Annotated in this window: 17 protein-coding genes, 2 tRNA genes, 1 pseudogene and 1 riboswitch; of the genes and pseudogenes, 17 read left to right on the forward strand and 3 right to left on the reverse strand. The window is 46.1% G+C overall.

Features of this window, described 5'->3' with window-relative positions:
• Nucleotides 1-393 precede the first annotated feature (393 nt).
• The 9 genes and pseudogenes from Q384_RS11965 to mtgA all read left to right on the forward strand — a co-directional run bounded on the left by Q384_RS11965 (nucleotide 394) and on the right by mtgA (nucleotide 9,040).
• Nucleotides 394-1,095, forward strand: coding sequence for a hypothetical protein (locus tag Q384_RS11965; RefSeq protein WP_211251117.1), 702 nt, complete (start codon nucleotides 394-396; stop codon nucleotides 1,093-1,095).
• Between the two features lie 538 nt (nucleotides 1,096-1,633).
• A complete protein-coding gene (gene ppx, locus Q384_RS11970; protein ID WP_037588565.1) occupies nucleotides 1,634-3,136 on the forward strand; it encodes an exopolyphosphatase in 1,503 nt (500 codons plus the stop codon).
• Nucleotides 3,133-4,203 carry a magnesium/cobalt transporter CorA gene (gene corA / locus Q384_RS11975; RefSeq protein WP_037588567.1) on the forward strand — a complete coding sequence of 357 codons (1,071 nt, stop codon included), beginning with the start codon at nucleotides 3,133-3,135 and terminating at the stop codon, nucleotides 4,201-4,203. Before ppx ends, corA begins: the two co-directional genes overlap by 4 nt.
• Before the next feature lie 224 nt (nucleotides 4,204-4,427).
• Nucleotides 4,428-4,883, forward strand: coding sequence for a copper resistance protein NlpE (locus Q384_RS11980; RefSeq protein WP_037588569.1), 456 nt, complete (start codon nucleotides 4,428-4,430; stop codon nucleotides 4,881-4,883).
• A gap of 78 nt (nucleotides 4,884-4,961) precedes the next feature.
• The gene (locus Q384_RS11985) at nucleotides 4,962-5,753 is read left to right on the forward strand and encodes a polyamine aminopropyltransferase (RefSeq protein WP_037588571.1); all 792 of its coding nucleotides are present in this window, start codon (nucleotides 4,962-4,964) and stop codon (nucleotides 5,751-5,753) included.
• 38 nt (nucleotides 5,754-5,791) lie between these two features.
• Nucleotides 5,792-6,121, forward strand: coding sequence for a (2Fe-2S) ferredoxin domain-containing protein (locus tag Q384_RS11990; protein WP_037588573.1), 330 nt, complete (start codon nucleotides 5,792-5,794; stop codon nucleotides 6,119-6,121).
• Nucleotides 6,118-7,065: a class I SAM-dependent methyltransferase gene (locus Q384_RS11995; RefSeq protein WP_037588575.1), complete on the forward strand. Its 948-nt coding sequence runs from the start codon at nucleotides 6,118-6,120 to the stop codon at nucleotides 7,063-7,065. Before Q384_RS11990 ends, Q384_RS11995 begins: the two co-directional genes overlap by 4 nt.
• A gap of 32 nt (nucleotides 7,066-7,097) precedes the next feature.
• Nucleotides 7,098-8,316 (forward strand): annotated as a pseudogene (locus Q384_RS12000) (uracil-xanthine permease family protein).
• Nucleotides 8,317-8,341: 25 nt separating this feature from the next.
• Nucleotides 8,342-9,040 (forward strand): monofunctional biosynthetic peptidoglycan transglycosylase, encoded by a 699-nt coding sequence (gene mtgA, locus Q384_RS12005; RefSeq protein WP_037588577.1) that lies wholly within the window; start codon nucleotides 8,342-8,344, stop codon nucleotides 9,038-9,040.
• 65 nt (nucleotides 9,041-9,105) lie between these two features.
• On the opposite strand, the gene Q384_RS12010 is transcribed toward mtgA, so the two are convergent.
• On the reverse strand, nucleotides 9,106-9,831 hold the full coding sequence (locus Q384_RS12010; RefSeq protein WP_037588579.1) for a M23 family metallopeptidase: 726 nt from the start codon (nucleotides 9,829-9,831) through the stop codon (nucleotides 9,106-9,108).
• A 118-nt stretch (nucleotides 9,832-9,949) separates the two neighbouring features.
• On the opposite strand from Q384_RS12010, the gene Q384_RS12015 reads away from it, so the two are divergent.
• From Q384_RS12015 to Q384_RS12020, 3 genes are all read left to right on the forward strand, one after another.
• A tRNA-Ser gene (locus Q384_RS12015) sits at nucleotides 9,950-10,042 on the forward strand.
• Nucleotides 10,043-10,770: 728 nt separating this feature from the next.
• Nucleotides 10,771-10,883 (forward strand) — tRNA-OTHER (locus tag Q384_RS13565).
• 265 nt (nucleotides 10,884-11,148) lie between these two features.
• A complete protein-coding gene (locus tag Q384_RS12020) occupies nucleotides 11,149-12,285 on the forward strand; it encodes a slipin family protein (RefSeq protein ID WP_037588661.1) in 1,137 nt (378 codons plus the stop codon).
• 80 nt (nucleotides 12,286-12,365) lie between these two features.
• Here the strand turns inward: Q384_RS12020 and Q384_RS12025 are convergent, their stop codons facing one another.
• Nucleotides 12,366-13,262 (reverse strand): tyrosine-type recombinase/integrase, encoded by an 897-nt coding sequence (locus Q384_RS12025; RefSeq protein WP_051941020.1) that lies wholly within the window; start codon nucleotides 13,260-13,262, stop codon nucleotides 12,366-12,368.
• A 237-nt stretch (nucleotides 13,263-13,499) separates the two neighbouring features.
• Nucleotides 13,500-13,597: riboswitch (TPP riboswitch) on the forward strand.
• A 146-nt stretch (nucleotides 13,598-13,743) separates the two neighbouring features.
• Between Q384_RS12025 and thiD the strand changes: the two genes are divergently transcribed.
• Genes thiD through thiE form a run of 3 tightly spaced genes read left to right on the forward strand, consistent with a single transcriptional unit; the run spans nucleotide 13,744 to nucleotide 15,981 of the window.
• A complete protein-coding gene (thiD, locus tag Q384_RS12030; protein WP_211251118.1) occupies nucleotides 13,744-14,553 on the forward strand; it encodes a bifunctional hydroxymethylpyrimidine kinase/phosphomethylpyrimidine kinase in 810 nt (269 codons plus the stop codon).
• On the forward strand, nucleotides 14,550-15,365 hold the full coding sequence (thiM, locus tag Q384_RS12035; RefSeq protein WP_037588581.1) for a hydroxyethylthiazole kinase: 816 nt from the start codon (nucleotides 14,550-14,552) through the stop codon (nucleotides 15,363-15,365). The genes thiD and thiM overlap by 4 nt, the downstream gene beginning before the upstream one ends.
• Nucleotides 15,355-15,981: a thiamine phosphate synthase gene (gene thiE, locus Q384_RS12040; protein WP_037588583.1), complete on the forward strand. Its 627-nt coding sequence runs from the start codon at nucleotides 15,355-15,357 to the stop codon at nucleotides 15,979-15,981. The genes thiM and thiE overlap by 11 nt, the downstream gene beginning before the upstream one ends.
• 295 nt (nucleotides 15,982-16,276) lie before the next feature.
• On the opposite strand, the gene Q384_RS12045 is transcribed toward thiE, so the two are convergent.
• Nucleotides 16,277-16,912 (reverse strand): alpha/beta hydrolase, encoded by a 636-nt coding sequence (locus Q384_RS12045; RefSeq protein ID WP_037588585.1) that lies wholly within the window; start codon nucleotides 16,910-16,912, stop codon nucleotides 16,277-16,279.
• Between the two features lie 138 nt (nucleotides 16,913-17,050).
• Here Q384_RS12045 and mutM point away from each other — a divergent pair, with 138 nt between their 5' ends.
• Together mutM and Q384_RS12055 are read left to right on the forward strand one after the other, a co-directional pair.
• Nucleotides 17,051-17,869: a bifunctional DNA-formamidopyrimidine glycosylase/DNA-(apurinic or apyrimidinic site) lyase gene (gene mutM, locus Q384_RS12050; RefSeq protein ID WP_037588587.1), complete on the forward strand. Its 819-nt coding sequence runs from the start codon at nucleotides 17,051-17,053 to the stop codon at nucleotides 17,867-17,869.
• A gap of 16 nt (nucleotides 17,870-17,885) precedes the next feature.
• Nucleotides 17,886-18,659 (forward strand): lysophospholipid acyltransferase family protein, encoded by a 774-nt coding sequence (locus tag Q384_RS12055; RefSeq protein ID WP_037588589.1) that lies wholly within the window; start codon nucleotides 17,886-17,888, stop codon nucleotides 18,657-18,659.
• Nucleotides 18,660-18,725: the final 66 nt, after the last annotated feature.

Consider the following 18,725-nt stretch of genomic DNA (forward strand, 5'->3'; position numbering starts at 1 on the left):
AATGCAGGGTAAAGAAGGAATTAACTTCTGAAACCATTCAATTTTTTCTTTTGCCCATTGCTCCATCTCAACAAAAGTATCCGCACCTGCCAACGAGGCACATCATATGGCAATGGTTAAAATGGCAGGCAACGAGTAAGCAATTTTGTGTTTTCCGCGTGGATCTTTAATCTTTACCAATAAATCCAACAAATTATCTGTTTTTTCTATGATGAGTTTCTTTCTGATGAGAATAATTTATGGAAAATAATACACTATGGCTTAATTGATTAAAATGGTGAGAGAAAATTTTTCATGCGATTGCCCTGCAAGAATATTTGACATTGTAAATAAATTGTTAAATAATCCCTAAACAAGTTATTTTAGGGAGTAGATGTAGATGTAGATATGGAAATGAAACATTGGCCGATCCTGTTTTTTACGTTAGTCTTGTTTGGATGCAGCGATCCCAAAAGCGTTGTTATCCCGCAGAACACGGCGAATTGGGAAAAAGAACTTAAAGCCAGCGTGGAAAAGTTACCCGATGAAGACAAAAAGCTATTGGTCGATTACATCCTCAGAGTAACGATGGCGCAAGCCTTTGGTGGTGAGGGCGTACCCGTTGGCACAACCATTGGATCAGCTATCAACAATCAAAAACAATGGGTTGCTGAGCAAGAAAGAAAAGCGGCTGAGGAAAAAGCCCTAAAAGAAACAGTGTTGCAGGAAAAAGCCGCGCTACAGCGTCAGATTGATGAGACACTCGTTGTAACGCTGGTGAAGCATGGCCTTGAAAAAGGAAAATTTGAATTTGAAGATCGCCTATATTTTGAAATCGCTCTACAGAACAAAGGGAAAAAAGAGATAACGGGCGTTTCTGGCGAACTAAAATTTATCGACATGTTCGATAAGGAAATAGGAGCGATAACTTTTAAGTTTACCGATGGCATCAAGGCCGATACAACCACCACATGGACAGGACGACGCAGTTATAATCAGTTTATGGACAATGATAGAGAGCTGGCAAACTTGAAAGACGGAAAGTTTAAAACTCAGTTTGTGCCAGAAATGATTGTTTTTGCGGACGGTACAAAGATTGGAATGTCGGGGGGGTGAATAAGGATGTTTCTTATTCGCCCACGCGGAGGCTGGGGTGGGTCTATTTGAAGGGTTGTGTGCTTGGGTATCCATCCATATTGTCCTTTGCGTTGGCTAAGACGCTTGAGGGCATTAGGTTGGGTTGTTAACGATTGGTATTGATTGGTCATCTTGCAGTGCTGGCATTTAGTTTCGATATTGCCGATGTCGACGGTCAATAACTTATTACATTGGTTACAGCGATATTGCATGGTGTTGTTGTCCTACGTTGGTGTACAATCTCGCCGCCTCTAGAGGTGGCGGCTTTCCGATGTATGCCTAGACTGCTAGGGGCGCGGGCGGTGGTTCAACCTCACTGCTCGCGCCGCCGTCTTTTGTTTGTGGCCTTGTGCATCCATTACTCTTTTCTTTTTCCAAAAATCCAAAAATCAATGTTATCTAGGACAGCCCAAAAGTAAATGCTGTTGGTCTGATTCAAAAACCGCTTTTTATGACAGACACCGAGCGTCTGCGGTAATATTCGGAAATTTTTTTACTTTCTGCATCGTTAATCCAAATGACTTCGTCAAATATGCTCGCCACCGTGGACTTAGGCTCCAACAGCTTCCGACTGCAAATTTGCATTAATCACAACGGAATATTACAAATCGTTGATTCTATAAAAGAAATGGTGCGTTTGGCTGCCGGTCTGGACGAACACAAAAATCTTGACGCATCCAGCCAGCAGCGTGCTTTAACGTGTTTGGCACAATTCGGGCAGCGTTTGCGCGGGTTCAACCCCAAACAAGTCCGCGCGGTTGCCACCAATACTTTCCGTGTGGCAAAAAATATTGATGAATTTGCCGCCCGCGCCGAAGCCGCACTGGGTTTTCCTATTGAAATCATTGCGGGACGTGAAGAAGCTCGGCTGATTTACACTGGCGTGGTGCATACTTTGCCGCCAAACGGTAAAAACATGCTGGTCATTGATATTGGCGGCGGTTCTACCGAATTTGTCATTGGCAGTGCGCTGCAACCCGACATCACGGAAAGCCTGAATTTGGGCTGTGTTACCTACAGCTTGCGCTTTTTCCCAAAAGGCAAAGTCAATGCTAAAAATTTTCAGGCAGCCGTCAATGCCGCCCGCATCGAAATTCAGCGCATCACGCCTGATTTAAAGCGCATCAGCTGGCAAACCGCCATTGGTACTTCCGGCAGTGCACGTTCTATTCGTGATGTTATTACCGAAAACAACCACGCCATCAACGGCATTACCGCTCAACAAATGCAATACATCGCCGGTTCACTGATTCACAGCGGCAACATCAAAAAAAATAACTTCAGCGGCTTAAAACCCGATCGTGTTGAAGTATTTTTGGGCGGTTTGGCAATCATGACTGCCGCTTTTGAAGAATTGAACATTGACTTCATGACCGTTACCGATGCGGCTTTGCGCGACGGCGTGTTGTACGACATGATTGGCCGCCAGCTGGGCGACGACATGCGCAGCCAAACCATTGCCGACTTTCAAAAACGCTATCATGTTGATCTTCATCAAGCACAGCGTGCGGCGCATTTAGCAGACCAATTTTTAATGGCATTGCAGCAGCATTCGCCGCTGAATGATTTTTCAGTCCAACGCCAAAATACTGCATGGGCGGCAGCTTTACATGAAATCGGTTTATCCATCGCACACACCGGTTACCATAAACACGGTGCTTATATTCTGGAAGAAGCAGACATGCCGGGGTTTTCCCGCAAAGAACAACAAATACTGGCAACCTTAGTGCTGGGGCATCGCGGTGATTTGCGCAAATTTGATACCCGAATCGGCGAATCGGAATTGTGGCTGCCAATCATTTCACTGCGCCTTGCCGCACTCTTCTGCCGCTCCCGCCAAGATGTTGCACTGCCCGAACAATTTGCCTTGCAATACAATCAAAACAAACATCAAACCACATTAACATTGGATGCCGACTGGCTGCACCACCATCCGCTTACCGCCGCTGCTTTGGCACAGGAATCAATATTGTGGCAAAAAATCGGTCAATCTTTCCAACTACACGTACTACCCGCATGAATACCAACGACAATAACGGCGATTTATCGCTCAACAACATCAGCCAACCCGAAGAATTTGTGCGCAGCAGCACTGCCAATTCACCGAAGCGTTCCTTGAATATTGTCCGCTACAATGCTGACAGCTTTCATCGGCAGGAATATACCAACAAACTGCCCGATGCCATTTCACCGCCAAGCGACAGCACTGAATTGATGTGGCTGCGCGCCATTGGCATCAATAACGCCGACAGCTTACACAATTTGCTCAAACCATTCGGTATTCATGATTTGGTGATAGAAGATATTTTGAGCCGCAGACAGCGCGCCAAAATTGAGGACTACGGCGATTATTTGTTTATGGTTTTTCAAACATTTGAATACCAAAATAAAAAACTTCAATCCGATCAAATCTACATCATCATGGGACAAGGGTTTTTACTCACTTTCCAGCAACGCCCCATGGGTTTATTCAGCACCGTACGCGACAACTTGCAACAAAATCGTTTGCAATCACGCAATCAAGGCATTGATTGCTTATGTTATTTCCTAATTGACCGCTTAATTGACGATTATTTTTCCGTCATCAACCAATTCAGCAACCGCACTGAACATTTGGACAAGACCCTATTCAAGTCAGACAGCGATGATGTTTTATTGGCAATCCACAAACTCAAGCGCGAAGCCATGCGTTTGCGCCGCAGCTTGCTGCCCCAGCGTGAAATGCTCAATCAATTGGTGCGCGGCGATTTTGCCGCATTCAACACCAACACTCGAGTTTATCTGCGCGATGTCCACGATCACAGCATTCAATTACTGGAAACCGTGGATACTGCCCGCGATTCAGTAGTCAGCATGATGGACGTACATTTATCGTATCAATCCAATCGACTCAACAAACAAATGCGTGTATTAACCGTGATTACCATTTTGTTTATGCCGCTCACCGTAATTACCGGCATCTACGGTATGAATTTCGACAATATGCCGGAATTACACTGGCACTACGGCTATTTTTTGATATTAGCGGTGATGGCAAGCGTAGTGGTGTCGCTGTTAACTTATTTTTCCAGAAATAAGTGGCTGTGATATTAACTGATTTCTTTCAGGCAGCCTGAAAACAAAGCCGCCAAACAAACCACGCCAATAAAATACAGCAAGCAAGCATCGGCTGATTCAGGTAAGATACCGCCTCGGTAAACAACAGTTGCCGATTTGTCGATATTGATTTTATAAAAACATCTTTATCATATTGTCTGAATCCAATGTCTTGCATTGGATTTGCTCTTTATTATTATCAGGAGGATAATATTATGAAAACAAATAAAATTTTTGCAGCTTTGGCAACAATCGCGTTGTTGAGCGCATGTGGTACATCATCTGCACCTGTTATCAGCAAAGCCGCAGCCACACCGCCCGCCATGATTAACGATGGGCACAATGCCCAAAATTCACTCACTTGGTGGGGAACCTACACCGGCACGGTGCCCTGTGCCGATTGCGCCGGCATTGAAACCAATCTGGTCTTAAACGAAAACGGCAGCTTTGTACTGACACAAACCTATCTGAAAGGCATGAAACCCGGTAAGCCATTTGTCACCAAAGGCAATTTTTCTTGGAACAAACAAGGCAACATGATTAATCTGCCCATTGATAGAGAAATCGTTCCTTACTTTGTTGGTGAAAACTATTTAACTCAATATTATATGGACGGCAGCGAACCCGAAGGTGAGTTAGCACCGATGTACCGCCTGAAAAAAATAAACTAAAACAAAAATACTCGCTTGTCTTATTAAAAATAAGACAAGCGTTTTTCGCATTAAACACCATACATACCCCGACACCCCATGCCGCGACACCCCTACCGCCGTCTGCGCCCTGCGCGTTTTACCCTTCCTGAAGTCGGCATTTCCGAAGAAGGCAATATCCGCTCTTTACATTTAGGCACACCCACCATTCAAAGCTCAATGAATTTGGATAACCCGAGCGAATTGGTGTTGTCTTACAGCCGCGCCATGATGGCGTGGTTATTATTTATTGATGACATGCCGCACCACATTACCCAAATCGGCTTAGGCGGCGGTTCATTTGCGCGCTGGATAGACGAATATTTGCCGCAAACCAAACAAACCATTGTAGAAATCAACCCGCAAGTCATTAACGTGGCAAAGAGCCTGTTTGAATTGCCGTATGAAAGCAAGCAATTTGAAATCATTGAAGACGACGGCGCAGAATACATCAAAATACTGCATGGCAATACCGATATTGTGTTGGTGGACGGTTTTGACGGTGAACAAATTATCAACGACTTGGTCAGCGAATCTTTTTTTGCCGACTGCCGCCACGCTTTGCGGGATAATGGTATTTTTGTTACCAATTGGTGGCAAGGCGATAAACGCTACCCTATTTTTATGGACCGTTTGCGCCGTGTGTTTGATAACCGCGTTATTGCCGTTCCCGCAGAAACCCACGGCAACGCCGCTGTGCTGGCATTTCAGACTGCCCCCGCACAATTGGCTTGGAACAAACTGAAAAAACGCGCACGTGAATGTGCCGAACAATTTCACTTAAATTTTCCTGCTATGCTGTCGGCGATAAAAGCGCAGCATCCGCACCCGCATTCATTAACCTTTGATTGAATTACCGCATTCAGGCTGCCTGAAATAAGGATTTTTTCGTGAGTTATTTCAAACGTCATTTATTCGTTTGCTGCAATCAGCGCAACGACCCCAACCGCAAAAGTTGCGGTGACAACCACACCGGCGATGCTGCCTTGGATTTTCTGCGCGGGCATGCCAAAAACATGGGGCTGATTGGCCCCGGCAAATTGCGAATCAGTCAAAGCGGCTGCTTGGGCAGATGTCAAGAAGGACCCGCTTTGGTGATTTATCCTGAAGGCCGTTGGTACACCTACGCCAATGAAGCTGATTTACAGGAAATTTTGGATTGTGATTTGGTTCGTGGGGAAGCTGTTTCCCGCTTATTATTGGATACTGAAAATCCATGAGTACCGAAATTGACGCTTTTGCCAACCGCTTGGGTAAAAACATCAAACATTTAATCAAATGGGCAAAGCGTGAAAACACAGAGGTATGGCGGCTCTATGATCGCGATGTACCGCAATTTCCGTTCGCCATTGACTTATACGGTGAACACATTCACCTGCAAGAATATGATACCGGTTGGTTGCTGCCTGAAAAAGAATACGAACACTGGCTAAACCAAGTGATTGATGCGGTTTGTTTTGTCAGCGGATTTCCCAAAGAGCATATTCATCTAAAACGCCGCGCCCGCCAAAAAGGCAAGGAGCAATACGAAAAAACAGGTCAGAGCGGCGAAGATTTTGTGGTACACGAAAACGGGCGCAAATTTTGGGTTAATCTGGATAAATATCTGGATACCGGCTTATTTTTGGATCACCGCAACACCCGCAGGCGCATTGGGCAATCGGCTGAAGGAAAACGCTTTTTAAACCTGTTTGCCTATACCGGCAGTTTCAGCGTTTATGCCGCCACCGGCGGCGCAGCAGCCAGCGAAACCGTGGATTTATCCAATACCTATTTGGATTGGGCACAGCGCAATTTTGCCTTAAACGGCATCAATAAAAGCCAACATCAATTGATACGCGCCGATGTATTTGCCTATTTGATTCAGGCAGCCGAACAAACCAAAACTTTCGATTTAATCGTCATGGATCCGCCCAGTTTTTCCAACAGTAAAAAAATGCGCGACATCTTAGATGTGCAGCGCGATCACGTGCGCTTGATTGACGGCGCAATGCGTTTATTATCGCCGCAGGGCATTCTGTTCTTTTCCAATAATTTAAAAGGCTTTTACTTGGAAGAACATTTAAATCAGCGTTATTTTGTAAAAAACATCAACCGCCAATCCGTACCGGATGATTTTCGCAATAAGAAAATTCATCAATGCTGGGAAATTCGGCATACATAATTTCATTTTAAACAAAATTTAAGAGACAACACATGGGACATCAAATCAAGACTGCGATTGCCGGCGCACAAATTTTGTTTGTGGCATTCGGCGCAATGGTGTTGGTGCCGCTGCTCACCGGCTTAAACCCCGCTCTGGCACTATTGGGTGCAGGCATCGGTACTTTACTGTTTCAGGCAGCCACCAAACGCAAAGTACCGATTTTTTTGGGTTCATCATTTGCATTTATCGCACCAATTATCTATTCCATACAAGAATGGGGTTTGCCCGCCACGCTGCTTTGGTCTGTTTGCCGCCGGTTTCATGTATTTTTTATTCGCCTTGCTGGTGAAGTGGCGCGGACTGGAAGCCGTGCATCGCCTGTTGCCGCCCGTGGTCATCGGACCCGTGATTATGGTCATTGGCTTGTCTGTGGCTGTGGTGGCAAGCAATATGGCAATGGGCAAAGCGGGCGACACCCAAGTCGTTGATTACACCCATTCTTTGCTGTTATCGGGCTTTACCTTCTCGGTAACCGTGATTGTGGCTGTGTTTGGCAGCAAAATGATGAAGCTCATTCCGATTTTAATCGGCGTGGCTTCCGGTTATTTGGCAGCATTGTTTTTCGGTATGGTGGACACCGCCGCCATTGCCGCCGCTCCGTGGTTTGCCGTGCCGCACTTTGTGGCACCGCAAGTAAACTGGCAGGCTGCATTATTCATGCTGCCCGTTGCCATCGCCCCCGCCATCGAACACATCGGCGGCGTAATGGCAATCGGCAAAGTAACCGACATTGATTACACCAAAGACCCTGGGTTACACAAAACACTGGCGGGCGACGGCTTGGGCGTGTGCGTTGCCGGTTTAATCGGTGGTCCGCCGGTAACGACCTACGGCGAAGTAACGGGCGCGGTGATGATTACCAAAAACAGCAATCCCGTTATCATGACATGGGCAGCAGTGTTTGCCATTTGTATGGCGTTTTTCGGCAAATTCAATGCTTTTTTGGCATCTATTCCCATGCCGGTAATGGGCGGTATTATGATTTTGTTATTTGGTACAATTGCTTCTTTGGGTTTAAAAACACTGATAGATGCCAAAGTGGATTTAATGAATCCGAAGAACTTGGTTATTGTCAGCTCGGTATTAACCGTGGGCGTGGGCGGCATGGCAGTGAAACTCGGCAGCATGGCATTCGCCGGTGTGGGCTTGTGTGCATTGCTGGCGATTTTTTTGAATAGGGTGCTGCCAAATGAGAAAACCCACCAATAAATTACAGGCTGCCTGAAAAATTATCATGAAAACAACGTTTTCTTTTCGCCGTCTCATCGGCAATACTGCATGGATATTGCTTGCTTTATTCGTGTTGTATTGGGCATGGATATTCGGTTGTGTACTGTGCTGGCGTTTTTTTAATCCGACTGAAACCGCCTTTATGGCAGCACAATTAACCGTGTTGCAACAGAAAAATCCTGAAGCAAAGATTACCCAGCAATGGGTGGACTACGAACATATTTCAGCAAACCTAAAACGTGCCGTGGTTGCTGCCGAAGATGATCGCTTTGTCGAACACAGCGGTTTTGATTGGGAAAGTTTACAGCAAGCCGTTGAAAATGAATTACAGCATAAAAAAAGTGGCGGCGGTTCAACCATTAGCCAGCAATTGGCAAAAAATTTATTTTTATCATCAGAGCGCAGCTATATCCGCAAGGCACAAGAAGCCGTGATTACCGTGATGATTGAAACCATGTGGAGCAAAAAACGCATTTTAGAAGTGTATTTAAATGTTGCCGAATGGGGCAGCGGTATTTTTGGGGCGGAAGCGGCGGCACGTCATTATTACGGCATTTCTGCCGCAGGATTAAATGAACGGCAAGCAGCACGGCTGGCAGTGATGCTGCCAAATCCGCGCCGTTATCAGCAACGCTATCCGGCAGGGCTGGCACGTCATGCAGCCCGAATTCAGCGGCGCATGAAATATTCCGATACACCTTAAACAGGAACAAGCGGCTTGAAAACCAAACAAGTATTTTTGTTTTCGCCGCCGATTTCCAACGAATATTACGGTAAATAATTCACCGGATTGACTGCATTGCCGTTCAACCGAATTTCAAAATGCAGCTTCACGTTTTGTGTACCGCTGCTGCCCATGGTGGCGATAACATCCCCCGCTTTCACAACTTGACCTTTTTTTACACTCAAACTGTCATTGTGTGCATAAGCCGTGAGTGCGGTTTTGCTGTGCCGCAATAAAATCAGCTTACCATATCCGCGCACGCCATCACCCGCATACAACACTGTTCCCGCTGCCGCTGCATGAATGGGAGTACCGCGGGTGCCGCCAATATCAATGCCCTTTTGCGTTGTCCCGTTGAACGAAGCAAGAATCTGACCGCGAACCGGCCATTGATACTGTGCGTTGGCGTGCTCCTTGGTATCTGTATTGGCTGCTGAAGCGGTTGATTGGCTTGTCGGTGTCTTTGTTTTTTCAATATTTTTACCGTTCCCGTCTGCTTTCACTTTCAATAACTGCCCTACTTCCAAATTATCGGGATCACTCAAACGATTCCAGCGCGATAATGTCTGTACATTTTGGTTGAAACGCCGACTAATCTGATAAAGCGTATCACCTTTCACCACACGGTAATAACCATCAGGCACTTCTGAGCTGCCTGAAACAGGACTGGAATGCCCCGCACAAGAAGACAATACAACACAACACAACGCGGCTTCTAAGATGCGTTTTAAACGCATGCAGGCAGATAAGAAAGTAGAAAATGTAAACATGAGCGAAGATTAACAAATCAAATCTTATTCGGCAATTCGGGAGTCAAGAAAATCAAAAAATCGGTTTCACAATTATTGACGGAAACTTAATGTTTCTGTATAGTGCGCTCTTCTCAACGGAGAATTGGCCGAGTGGTCGAAGGCGCTCCCCTGCTAAGGGAGTATACGGGCAAAACCTGTATCAAGGGTTCGAATCCCTTATTCTCCGCCATAATATTTTTGTTGTTTTTATAAACAGACAAAACACAAAACGGGTTAAGATTTCAATGTCTTGCTCGTTTTTTATTTTTCTAAGTAACGCATACAATTTAATTGATTGCGGCAACACCGATTTACTGCTTGTTCATTAAATCACTTAATAGCAAAAGCAATGTTTTAATCTCTTTGGGTCATATTCCCTGCCGCTCTGCGGCATATCATTCGAGAATAGGTGCATACCTACAGTCGCTATGTACAAAAGCAGGGATTTGAGGAATATAAAAAACTTTATAATGATTTGCAACTGAAATTATTTCATCAAACACCTCATCGCTCTGCGGCGAGGTTGTTTATTTGCCAATTGAATTAATTTTTTTAATACTAACGGGTGTGAAGAAACTGCTTGCCAAGCCATTCCGATCAACAGTGGTTTTTTCATGCCATTTCTCGTTACAAAAATGTGGCTTGTTGATCTAAATTATACAAAAAATCATATCCACAAATCCAGCAAACAACCAGAACCATTCACCGTAATGCTGTCACAAATAATCAAAAACCAATTAAATTTCAATTTATTAAAAAATGCCACACCAATCAATACGCCTTTTGCTATAGTTCCCCCTGAGCAAAATGTTTTTCAGCATGGCTTACAGGCAGGGGTTACTCACCCCGCCGGTGCGCGAAAGTCGGTTTTTGCTGTCACGTTCGCGTATGCCGCCCGCTGAAAACGCTTTGTTCCCCATTTGGAACGCCTTGGCGGTCAGGCAATCAGTTCATCACTGATGAAGGCGGGTTCGATTCCCGCTCCAAAACTGGAAACCGATAGGTCGTGGGTTCGACTCCCACTCCAACTATGTCACTGTAAATGACGATTGTAAAGTAACACCCGCTGGCTGCGGATGGCGCAAGCCCCCCGCCGCTGATCCGGCCGACGCCCTGCCTGCGCAAGCGGCACGGTTTGAGGCACGGAAGTTTGCAATGTAGTTAGACATTCGCGGCAACAATATCGCCCGAACGAAAACGGGCAACGCCGACTTCCTCCTCACCCCGCCCCGCCCGCGTCGAATGGGAAGCCCGCTGGGTCAGTGCCCTGCCGGCACCTTGATAAAGGGCACAAAAATGTGGCAAAAATTTGTAGTACGCATAAATGAAAAAGGTATCTTGACCCGCGATGGCGATTTTCGCGCCATTCTGGAACCGAGGCGTTACTGGCTTCTGCCTTTCGGCGGAAAGCCCGCAGTCTCCACTTGTGCGCAGGATTCCATAATGCCTGCCGAGGCGGTGGTTGATTATCTGCTGAAAAATCAGCCCGCCGAAGCGGAAAAACATTTTATCAGCATGATTCTGAAAGACAACGAAGCCGGTTTGCGCTTCGAGAATGATGTATTGGTCGAAGTGCTGGCACCGGGCGTGCGCCGCTTTATCTGGAAAGGTTTGAAAACGCATCATCTGGAGCGTTTCGACCTTGACGCCGGTGCGGAATTGCCCGCACCGATGGTTGCCCGCCTGAACGCCGCCAACATGAAAACCCGCGTGCCGGGGCTGGAGGGCATTCTGGTTGCGCAAGTGCCTGCCTACCACATCGGCATACTTGGCGTGAATGGTCGCGTCAGCGAATTGCTGCAACCGGGAACACGCGCTTTCTGGCGGTTCAACCGAGATATTCAACTGGAACTGGTCGATACCCGTTTGCAGGTGATGGAAGTCAGCGGGCAGGAAATCCTGACCAAAGATCGCGTGGGGCTGCGCCTCAACCTCGTTGCAAGCTGGCGTTATACAGATGTGCAACACGCCTTCGCGCAGGTAGGCAAACCCGTCGATTACCTGTACCGCGAATTGCAGTTCGGTTTGCGCGCCGCCGTCGGCACACGCAGCATTGACGCGATTCTGGAAAACAAACAAGATATTGACGAACTGGTTGCCGCGCACATTCGCTCAAAGATGATCGGTTTCGGCATTGAAGTCAGCAGCCTCGGCGTGCGCGACATCGTGTTGCCGGGCGAGATGAAAAACATCCTCGCCCGCGTTGTGGAAGCGGAAAAATCAGCGGAAGCCAATGTCATCCGCCGACGCGAAGAAACCGCGGCAACGCGCTCGCTGTTGAACACCGCCAAAGTGATGGAGGGCAACCCTGTCGCCCTGCGTCTGAAAGAACTGGAAACGCTGGAACGGGTGGCGGAACGTATTGACCGCATCTCCGTTTTCGGCGGACTGGATCAGGTGTTGAATGGTTTGGTAACGTTAAAGGCAGAGTAAATCAACCGGCGGGAAGTTTTGAACGAACGACCTGCTGGTTTTGGTTCAACACAAAAAAGGATGAATAACAATCCAGAACTTCATTTCTCTTTTTCTTCTTTGCGTTTGGCTCGCGGGTGGGCTTCATCATAAACCCTTGCCAAATGATCAAAATCCAAAGCCGTGTATTGCTGTGTGGTACTTAAACTGCTGTGTCCCAGTAACTCTTGTATCGCGCGAATATCGCCTGCGTTTTGCAGTAAATGACTGGCAAAGCTGTGGCGCAGCATGTGCGGTGATAAATGGCGATCAGCACCGCGTTCACTTGCCCATAAATTAAGCCGATTTTGAATCTGACGCGTACTGAGCCTTTTACCGAATCGGTTGGTAAATACCGCTGTTTCATTATCCGTTGCTTGCCGATGCGGCAAATAGGCATTTAAAGCAACCGTGCTTGTTTGCCCCAGCGGCACATGCCGTTGTTTACCGCCTTTACCCAACACGCGCACCCAACCTTCCGTCAGCATCACATCAGCCAGATTTAAGTTAGCGGCTTCGCTTAAACGCAAGCCGCTGCCATACAGCAACTCAAACAGTGCCTGATCACGCAATGCCAATGCGTTGTCATCACTCGGGCGATCAAACCATGTATTTAAAGGTTCGGCAGCAACAGCTTTAGGTAAACGCTGTGATTTTTTCGGGATTTTCAGCTGCCGTGCAGGATTATCGGTTAATACGCCTTGCTGCAGCCAATAATCAAAAAATACGCGCCACGCGCTGATTTTTCGTCCCAAACTGGCTGCCTGAAGACCTTCAGCACTGAGTTTTTTTAATACAGCGGTCAGCATCAATACAGTTAGCTCTGCAATAACGGTGCTTTCAGGTAGCCTGTTTTGCAATTGCCGCAAATCACGCCGATATGCTGCGCAAGTGTGTGTCGATGCCCCTTTTTGCTGTGTGTGCGTCAAGAAAATCTCAATTTCTTGCCAAACTTGCATGTTTTACCCACCCAAATATTGACCATTTTGCGGTAATCACCATAATTCAATGCAAAGAGATACGCAAGCATTGAAAAATAAAATCGGGTTCTTCAAACCTATTGCACTCATTGTACAATAGTTAATTCGCTGTTTTGTCATTGGCTTACCCGCAAACCAATTTTTTCAGCATCACTATTCCAACATCATTAAATCTAAATATTTGGCATCACCTCCACTTTTTACTATAATCACTATCTGCAAATGCAGGGGAACGCGTAAGCGTTGAGAAGGTAAAACCTGACCCTTTGAACCTGTTAGTTCATACTAGCGTAGGGAGCATGATGAGATTAATGAATCAGTTGATAACTGATGAAACTCCGTGCTTTTGATGATTTTCAAAAGCACGGAGTTTTTATTTTTTATCGATGGTTTATTGATTTTTTATCATCACTGCCTTGCGCAGCCTATTTTGGCATAACGCAGAATTAAGGATATTTTGATGATAAAAAAAGTATTAACCATTGCGGGAAGCGACTGCAGCGGCGGAGCCGGTATTCAGGCAGATTTAAAAACATTCTCAGCGCACGGCACATACGGCATGAGCGTGATTACATCAGTGGTGGCTGAAAATACCTGCACCGTTGCCGATATACAAAATATTCACACAGATATTATCACTAAACAAATGGATTGCGTGTTTGAAGATATTTTTCCCGAAGCCGTGAAAATCGGCATGTTGTCCACACCGGAAATTATGATTACCGTGGCGGAGTGCCTGGCAAATTGGCTGCCTGAAAACATTGTGGTGGACCCGGTAATGTATGCAAAAAACGGTTGTGCACTGATGAAAGAATCTTCAGTTAACACACTGATTCAAAGAATCATTCCCCTTGCTGACGTATTAACACCCAATATTCCCGAAGCCGAAAAAATTTCAGGCATATCCATCAATCATCAACAAGATATGGAACAAGCTGCCCGAATCATTCAACAAATGGGTGCGAAAACAGTGTTGGTAAAAGGCGGGCACAAAATAGGTGATGCGATTGATGTGTTATACGACGGCAAAAGCTTTTATTATTTTTCATCAGCACGCATCAACACCAAAAACACACACGGAACAGGCTGCACCTACTCTTCCGCCATCGCCGCCAATTTAGCAAATGGTTTGCCGATTTTACAAGCGATTACCCGCGCAAAATCCTATATCACCACCGCAATTGAACACGCGCTCAATCTGGGTAAAGGCAATGGACCCACAAATCATTTTTACGATTTATATCAACACGGATTACAGGAAGCATCATGAGAAAATACAAACAAGCACTTGATTATTTAAGAGAAAAATGCCCGCTGGTACATCAAATCACCAATTACGTTACCGTAAACGACTGTGCCAACATCACACTTGCCATTGGCGCATCACCCATTATGGCTGACGACATTAACGAAGTGGCAGAAATTGCCCAGTTAAGCCAAGCGGTTGTGCTGAATATCGGCACACTCAATCAAATACACATTTCCGCCATGATTGAAGCGGGCAAAGCCGCCAATCAAAAACAGATACCGGTTATTTTAGACCCCGTCGGCGCGGGTGCATCACATCTGCGCAGTGATACTGTTCAAATCTTGCTGTCTGAAATTCAATTCACCGTGATTCGCGGCAATATTTCGGAAATGCTCTTTCTGGCGGGGTTACAAGCCCAAATTTACGGTGTGGACGCCGGTAAAGCCGACATAACCCCAAAGCAACAAACGCTTTCCATCGCTCAAAACATCGCTAAAACGCACCATTGCACAGCGGTTATTACCGGTGCTTGCGATATTGTTGCCGACCAAATCCAAGCCGCTTTTATTCATAATGGGCATCCCATGATGGCAAACATCACAGGAACGGGCTGCATGAGCACTGCGTTAATCGGTAGTTTTTGCGGTGCAAACCCTGATTTGCCTTTTGATTCGGCTGTTGCGGCATTATTGGTTATGGGCATCGCCGGAGAAATTGCACACAAACAAGCAGGGCATCTGGGCAATGGCAGTTTTCGCGCAGCCCTGCATGATGCCGTAAGCCAGATGACTACAGAAACTTTAGTAAAAATGGCAAAATTCAATGACGCCTGATTATTCTGTGTATTTGGTAACCGACCGCCAATTACTCAATGGAAAAATGCTGCCTGAAACCGTGGAACAAGCCATTTTGGGCGGCGTCGGGGTGGTGCAATTACGTGAAAAAAACAGCTCATCGGCTGAATTTTATCAATTGGCACAAGAACTGCACATGCTAACCCGCCGCTATCATGTACCGCTCATTATCAATGATCGAGCGGACATTGCTTTGGCAATAGATGCCGACGGCGTACACATCGGACAAGAAGACCTGCCCGCAGACAAGGTGCGTGCTTTGCTTGGTTCGGACAAAATACTGGGGGTGTCTGTTCATTGCGTTGCCCAAGCTATTAAAGCACAGCAAGACGGTGCTGATTACTTGGGTGTCGGCGCAGTATTTGCCACGCCCACCAAGTCAAATGCCAATGTGCTTTCCGTTTCAGAAATCAAAAGAATTTTAGCGGCAGTCAATCTCCCCGTTGTGCTTATCGGCGGTTTGAACACCCAAAATATCGGACAATTTATTGATTTAAAAATCGCCGGCATTGCCGTTGTATCCGCGATTATCGGACACGACAACCCGCAGTCTGCTGCCCGTGAAATCAAGCAGATTTTAAGCAGGAAAAGGTAGCTGCCAATCTTTAGGTTGTTGTCATTCAGCGTCTGGGCGCGGCTTTCACCGTGCCCAGACCACACATCACTCGCAACCTCGCCCTTTAAGGCGGGGTTTCTAACCAACAAGGAAGAATGATAAAGCAAAGGCTTGATTGAAAAACAGAATGCGTTTTAGTCGCAACGTATCAATTATATTGAAAATATTGGATAAAAAACGCAGTCATGGTTTTGAAAACCAGCCGCAACAATCATTTTAAAATCAAGATAAGATGAAACCAACGCATTATTTTCAAACCAAAAACCAGCTCAATTCAGATACCAATGATGCCTGGTAAACACTTTTCTATCCATTCACGCAAAACAATCAATTTACCGTGAAAAAAATGCCCTGTTTGCGGAACAACCACAATCGGCATGATTTGCTTATTCGCCCAATCCAGTGAGTTTTGCAAAGGCACTACTTTATCGGTTTCACCGTGAATCAATAAAGTACGTTTGGGATTGAATGACAGCGGCGCATCGGGTTGATACACACCAACAGCTGGTCCCAGCAACAATAAGGCATCGGGTTGGCTTTTTTCGGCAGCAAAAAGGGCGACATAACCGCCAAACGAGAAACCCGCCAAAACATGCTTCGACACATCAGGATGCTGTGTTTGCGCAAACCGCAGCACTGCCAAGCAATCCTCGGTTTCACCACGACCGAAATCATGTTCCCCTTCACTTTCACCCACACCGCGCAAATTAGGCAAGTAACAATGAAAGCCCAATGAAGACAATGCCTTGGCAGCAGTTTGAATCACTTTATTGATAAATGTCCCGCCCTGCAGCGGATTGGGATGATTAATGACCGCCACACCCTTCGCTTCGCCTTGTGCGGCAATGTAAATGGTTTGCAGACGACCCGCAGGACCGTGAATAAAAATGATATTTTGTGTGTTCAGCATGGATTTTGATATATTGGTAAAATTTTTTTATCGTTGCAACGAAACTGTTTATTATAATGACCCTGCAGATTAAGTGCTATTGACGGCTGCCTGAAAATATATTTCATAAAACAAAAATATTAAACAACATAAAGCATTATGCCTGAGCTACCTGAAATTGAAGTAACCCGCCGCGGTATCGCGCCGTATATTGAACACAAAATATTTCAATCGGTAGTGGTGCGCCAGCCAAAATTACGCCAAACAGTTGATCCGGAATTACATCGGCATTTGTGCGGACAAACGGTTTTGTCAATCTCGCGCCGCGCCAAATATTTGTTGTTTCACACATCAACAGGTTGCCTGATGATACATTTGGGCATGTCCGGCAGTCTGCGTGTCTTTTCCGAACAACACCCGCCGCCGGAAAAACATGACCACGCTGATTTTGTCTTCCACGACAACACATTACTGCGCTTTCGCGATCCGCGCCGTTTTGGTGCTTTATTGTGGTTTTCAGGCAGCCCTGAACAGCATTCATTGTTACGGCATTTGGGACACGAACCCCTCAGCGAAAATTTTAATGCCGCCTATTTGGCAGCACAGTTAACCAAACAAAGCCGTGCGGTTAAATCGGCACTTATGGATAACCGCGTTGTCGTTGGCGTGGGCAATATTTATGCCAATGAAAGCCTGTTTTACGCCGGCATTCACCCAATGAAACCCGCCAACCAATTGCACCCTCAAGAATATGAACAACTGGTTATCGCCATAAAAGACGTATTGCACCGTGCCATCAATGCCGGCGGCAGCACTTTACGCGATTTTGTTAATTCTGATGGCAAAAGTGGCTATTTTCAGCAACAATACGCCGTTTATGGACGCACAAATGAACCATGCCGCGAATGCGGCGCACCCATTTCCAAAACGACTATTGCCCAGCGCAGTACTTTTTTCTGTTCTGTTTGTCAGCACTAACCCGAAAAACAACACAATGACTTCTGCCCAATATACACCGCTTTCTTTTTACAAACGCCTCTTGCGCCTTGCAAAATTACCCGCTTGGCTTGCCCGCACTTATCGGCGCATCAATACTTTCACTGATTTGTCTGTTGCCGAACGTAACGACGCATTGGCCGCTATTGCCAACGAAATTTTGGCAATTTTTGATATTCGGTTACACATCAACCGCAGAGACAACACCTCCATTACCACCCCCATTTTGGCAGTATCCAATCACATTTCTTGGCTGGATGTTTTTGTGCTGATGTCGCTTTACCCCAGCGGTTTTATCGCCAAACAATCCATTCGCCGCTGGCCGATTATCGGCAAACTGGCATGGCGCATTGACACCGTGTTTATCAACAGAACCTCTCGCAAAGACACCGACAGCGTTAATCAAGCCATTGCCCAAGCATTGCTGCGTAATCGCAGCGTTACCTTTTTTCCCGAATCAAAAACCTCCGACGGCATAGGTATTCTGCCGTTTAAAGCAGCCCTTTTTCAGGCAGCCATTGATACCAACACACCCATTCAAACCATCGCATTGCGCTATTTTGATGAACAACAGCAACGCACCACCGATGCGTCTTACGCACATGTTTCATTATTGACTTCTGTGTGGCGGGTTGCCGGACATCACTATATGAACACAGTAGTGGATTTTGCACCACTTATTGACAGCAAACCCGTACCAGCCCTTGATCGCTTTGAGTTAAAAGACTTAGCTGAACGTTTTGTTGAAAGTAAAGTGTGTACCCAAAAATAACGGCCAATTGGTTTGCACCTTCTTAAAATACACAGCAAAACCATTTAATAAATCTGCTGTTATCGG

It is taken from the genome of Stenoxybacter acetivorans DSM 19021 (assembly GCF_000745895.1).
Lineage (GTDB): Bacteria > Pseudomonadota > Gammaproteobacteria > Burkholderiales > Neisseriaceae > Stenoxybacter > Stenoxybacter acetivorans.